The organism is Streptomyces marinisediminis (assembly GCF_026262575.1).
GTDB classification, from domain to species: Bacteria; Actinomycetota; Actinomycetes; order Streptomycetales; family Streptomycetaceae; genus Streptomyces; species Streptomyces marinisediminis.
The window spans coordinates 1-5,489 of the sequence record NZ_JAPKFL010000058.1 but is presented as its reverse complement, the minus strand read 5'-3'; the positions used below and the strand labels follow the sequence as shown (position 1 = coordinate 5,489).

Annotated in this window: 1 protein-coding gene; it reads right to left on the bottom strand. The window is 76.7% G+C overall.

The genetic code is table 11. The features are described 5' to 3' along the window. A partial coding sequence (locus tag OSB71_RS23915) for a type I polyketide synthase (RefSeq protein ID WP_265950893.1) occupies nucleotides 1-5,489 on the bottom strand: 5,489 nt, incomplete at both ends.

Below are 5,489 nucleotides of genomic sequence, written 5' to 3'. Positions count from 1 at the left end.
AAACCGATGCCGCCGAGGAAGTCGTACATGCCCTCGACCGACACGGGCTCCGCGCCGGCCGGCGGCCAGGCGACCAGCCCCGCGGCCGACTCGGCGGCGCGGCCCTCACCGGGCACCACGACGCCGGAGGCGTGCAGGACCCAGTCCGCCGCGTCGTCGACGTCGGTCCCGGCGTCGGTCCGGGCGTCGGCGGGGCGCGAGTGCACGGTGAGGGGACGGCCGCCGTCCGCACCGGCGGCGCCCGCCACGATCTGCAGGACGCGGGCGCCGCGCTCGGGCAGCACCAGCGGGGCCTGGATGGTCAGCTCCTCCAGCACCCCGCAGCCGACGCGCTCCCCCGCGTGCAGGGCCAGTTCGACGAAGGCCGTGCCCGGCAATAGCACCGACCCCAGGACGGTGTGGTCGGCGAGCCAGGGGTGCGACTCCAGGGAGATCCGGCTCGTGAACAGCGACACGTCCTCCCCGGCCAGCGCCACCGAGCCGACCAGCAGCGGGTGCTCGGACGTGCGGAGCCCGGCGCCGGAGAGGTCCCCGGTGCGGTCGAAGCGCCTCGGCCAGTAGGTCGCGTGCTGGAAGGCGTAGGTGGGCAGGTCGACGCGGCGGGCTCCGGTCCCGGCGAAGTAGGCGTCCCAGCCCACGGCGGTGCCGCGCACGTGAAGTTCCGCGAGCGCGGTGACCAGGGCCTCGGCCTCGGCACGGCCCTTGCGCAGCGCGGGCACGAAGGCCGCGTCGGCCGGGTCCACCGCGTCGGCCGCCTCGGCGGCGCACTCCTGCCCCATCGCGGTCAGGACGCCGCCGGGGCCCAGCTCCAGGCAGGTCGTGACGCCGTGGGCCGTCAGGCTCCGCACCCCGTCGTGGAAGCGGACGGCTTCCCGGACGTGCCGCACCCAGTAGTCGGCGGTGGCCAGCTCCTCCCCGGCGAGATCACCGGACAGGTTGGAGACGACCGGGATGCGCGGAGCGTGGTAGGTCAGGCTCTCGGCGACCGCGCGGAACTCCTCCAGCATCGGGTCCATGCGCGGGGAGTGGAAGGCGTGGCTGACGTTGAGCCGCTTGGACTTCCCGAACTGCGCGGCGATGGCGGTGACGGCTTCCTCGTCACCGGAGACGACCACGGAGGTGGGTCCGTTGACGGCGGCGATCGACACCCCGTCGGCCAGCAGCGCGGTGGTCTCCTCCTCGGTGGCCTGCACGGCGATCATCGCCCCACCGGACGGAAGCGCCTGCATCAACCTACCGCGTGCGGCCACGAGCCGGGCCGCGTCCTCCAGCGACCACACCCCCGCCACATGCGCGGCGGCCACCTCACCGATCGAGTGCCCCAGCAGGTAGTCCGGGGCCACCCCCCAGTGCTCCAGCAGCCGGAACAGCGCCACCTCCAGCGCGAACAACCCGGCCTGCGTGTACTGGGTCTGGTCCAGCAGCTCCGAGCCCTCGAAGACCACCTCGCGGACGGAGGCGTCCAGGTGGCCGTCCAGCTCCGCGCACACCGCGTCGAAGGCATCCGCGAACACCGGGAAGGCGTCATACAGCTCCCGGCCCATCCCGGCCCGCTGCGAACCCTGGCCCGAGAACAGGAACGCGGCACGACCGCCGCTCGCCTGCCCGGTCACCACACCCGCCGGAGCCTGCCCCTGTGCCACCGCGGCCAGCAGCCCGGCCCGGTCGGCACCGACCACCACCGCACGGTGCTCGAACACCGACCGCGACACCGCCAGCGACCACCCCACATCCACCGGCGACCCGAGTGAGTCCACCCGCTCCAGCAACCGCCCCGCCTGCCCGGCCAACGCCTGCGCGGACCTCGCCGACAACACCCACGGCACCACCGCGGGCGCGGCGTCGACGGCGGTCGGAGCGGCAGGCGCGGCCGACTCGGCCGACTCGACCTCCGGCTCCTCCAGGATCACGTGCGTGTTCGTGCCGCTGACCCCGAAGGAGGAGACGGCGGCACGGCGCGGGGCCCCGCTCGCGGCGGGCCACTCCCGGGCCTCGGTCAGCAGCTCCACCGCGCCCGCCGACCAGTCGACCTTGGACGACGGCGCGTCCACGTGCAGCGTCTTCGGCAGCACCCCGTGCCGCATCGCCATGATCATCTTCAGCACGCCCGCGACACCGGCCGCCGCCTGCGTGTGGCCGAGGTTGGACTTCACCGAGCCCAGCCACAGCGGCCGCCCCTCGGCGCGCTCCTGACCGTAGGTGGCGAGCAGCGCCTGCGCTTCGATCGGGTCGCCCAGCCGCGTGCCGGTGCCGTGCGCCTCCACCACGTCGACGTCGCCGGTGCGCAGCCCCGCGGCGGCCAGCGCCTCGCGGATGACGCGCTGCTGGGACGGCCCGTTGGGCGCCGTGAGCCCGTTGCTGGCGCCGTCCTGGTTGATCGCGGAGCCGCGCACCACGGCGAGCACGGGGTGCCCGTTGCGCCGCGCGTCGGACAGGCGCTCCACGACGAGCATGCCGACGCCCTCGCCCCATCCGGTGCCGTCGGCGGCGTCGGCGAAGGACTTGCACCGCCCGTCGGCCGCGAGCCCCCGCTGGCGGCTGAACTCGGTGAAGGACATGGGCGTGGCCATGACGGTGACGCCGCCGGCGAGCGCGAGCTCGCACTCGCCGTTGCGCAGCGCCTGCGCCGCCAGGTGCAGGGCGACCAGCGAGGACGAGCAGCCGGTGTCGACGGTGGCCGCCGGGCCCTCCAGGCCCAGGGTGTAGGAGACGCGCCCGGACAGGACGCTGGCCGCGTTGCTGGTCATGGTGGTGTCCGCGCTGTCGGCGGAGGACATGAGCAGCGGCATGTAGTCCTGCCCGTTGGTGCCCGCGTACACGCCGGTCCGGCTGCCGCGCAGCGCCTCGGGGTCGAGTCCGGCGCGCTCCAGCGCCTCCCAGGACGCCTCCAGCAGCAGTCGTTGCTGCGGGTCCATGGCGAGGGCCTCGCGCGGGGAGATGCCGAAGAAGTCGGCGTCGAAGGCGCCCGCGTCGGTGACGAAGCCGCCCTCGGCGACGTAGGAGGTGCCCGGCCGCCCGTCGGGGTCGTAGACGACGTCCAGGTCCCAGCCCCGGTCGGCGGGGAAGGCGGACATGGCGTCGGTGCCGGCGGCCACCAGCCGCCACAGGTCCTCGGGCGAGTTGACGCCGCCGGGGTAGCGGCAGGCCATGCCGACGATCGCCACCGGCTCCTCGGACCCGGCCGGGGAGGCCGCACGGTACCCGTCCGGCGCGGTCCGCGCGTCCTGCGCGTCGCCCAGGAGGGCGGTGCCCAGGTGCGCGGCGAGGCGCGCGGCGTCGGGGTGGTCGAAGACGAGCGTGGCGGGCAGGCCGAGTCCGGTGGCGGTGGCCAGCCGGTTGCGCAGCTCGACGGCGGTCAGCGAGTCGAAGCCCAGTTCCTTGAAGGCGCGGGCGGGCGGGACGGCGTCGGGACCGGGGTGGCCGAGGACGGCGGCGGCCTCCGCGCGCACCAGGTCCAGCAGGGCACGCTCGCGCTCGGCGGCGGGCAGCCCGCGCAGGCGGCCGCGCAGGCCGGTGGGGTCGGCGGCCCCGTCGCGGTCCGCGCGGGCGCGGTCGTCCTCCGCGCCGAGGACGCGCGCGGCCTCGGGGATGTCGCCGACGAGCGGACGGGGGCGGGCGAGCGCGTAGACGGGGACGAAGCGGTCCCAGTCCACGTCGGCCACGCTCACCGTCGTCTCGTCGTGCTCGACGGCCTGGCGCAGCGCCGTGAGCGCCAGTTCGGCGGGCATCGCGGCCAGGCCCCGGCGGGCCAGCCGCACACCGGCGTCGCCGCCGGCCATGCCGCCGCCCTCCCACGCGCCCCACGCGACGGAGGTCGCGCCCAGGCCACGGGCGCGGCGGCGGGTGGCGAGGCCGTCGAGGTAGGCGTTGGACGCGGCGTAGGCGGCGTGTCCGCCGCTGCCCCACACGCCGGAGTTGGAGGAGAACAGCACGAAGGCGTCCAGCGACGCGGCGTCCTCGGGCGTGCCGAAGACGGTGTCGAGGTGGGCGGCGCCGAGCGTCTTGGCGGCCAGGACGTCGTGCAGGTCGGCGGCGTCCAGCGCGAGGAGTTCCCCGGCGCGGTCGGCACCGGCCGCGTGCAGGACGGCGGTGACCGTCTCGCCCGCCTCGCGCAACCCGCCGACCAGGGCGCGCACCTCGGCCAGCTCGGCCACGTCGCAGGCGGCCAGGGTGACACGGGCGCCGAGCGCGGTGAGTTCATCGCGCAGCGCGTCGGCGCCCGGCGCGTCCGGCCCGCGCCGGCTGGTGAGCACCAGGTGCTCCGCGCCCTCGGCGGCCAGGTACCGGGCGACGTGGGCGCCGACGGCGCCGGTGCCGCCGGTGACGAGCACCGTGCCGCGCGGCGTCCACTCCCGGCGCCCGGGCCGCCCGCCGAGCGGGGCGCGGACCAGGCGGCAGACCCGCACCCCGGAGTCGCGCACCGCGAGCTGGTCCTCCCCTCCGGCCGCGAGCACGCCGCACAGCCGCGCGGCGGCGCGGTCCTCCAGGCGGGCCGGAACGTCGATCAGACCGCCCCAGCCGTCGGGCAGTTCGAGGCCCGCCACCCGGCCGAGGCCCCACACGGCCGCCTGCGCCGGGTCGGTGTGCCGGTCGGCGGCCCCGACGGACACGGCGCCGCACGTGAGCGTCCACAGCCGGGCGGTGGCCTGGCGGTCCGCGAGGGCCTGGAGCAGCGTGACGGTCGCGGCCAGCCCGGCCGGGACGGCCGCGTGGTCGGGGTGCGGCGGCGCGTCGGAGAGCGCGAGCAGGGAGAGCACGCCGGTGGCGTCCTCGACGCCGTCCAGGTGCGCGGCGAGCGCCTCCCGGTCGGCGTCCACGGGCACGGTGACCGTGGTGACCCGCGCGCCGTGCCGGGTCAGGGCGTCGGCCAGCGTGTCGGCCAGCGCGGCGCCGGGGGACGCGTCCGGGACGACGAGCAGCCAGGTGCCGTCCAGCCGCGCGTCGGCGGCGGGGGTGACCGGCTTCCAGGTGACGCGGTAGCGCCAGGAGTCGATGACGGAGCTCTCCCGGCGGCGTTGGCGCCACGCGGCGAGCGCGGGCAGCGCGGCCCGCAGCGGCTCCACGTCGGCGTCGTCCAGCGCCGACGCCAGGGCGTCGAGGTTGCCCTGCTCGACGGCGCCCCAGAACTCGGCGTCCTCGGGGTCCACCGCGTCGCCCGGGGCGGTGAGCGCGGGCGTCTCGGGCCAGTAGCGGGCGCGCTGGAACGCGTACGTCGGCAGCCCCGTACGGCGCGCGCCGGTCCCCTCGAACACCGCGTGCCAGTCCACCGCCGCCCCGTGCACGTGCGCCTCGGCCACCGAGGCCACCACCCGGTCCAAGCCACCCTGGTCCCGGCGCAGTGTGCCCACCGTCGCCGCCTCGGCGCCCGCGTTCTCGATCGTGCCCTGGAGGCCGAGCGCGAGCACGGGATGCGGGCTGACCTCGACGAACAGGGTGTGGCCCGCGGTCAGGGCGGTGCGGGTGGCCTGCTCGAACTCCACCGTCTCGCG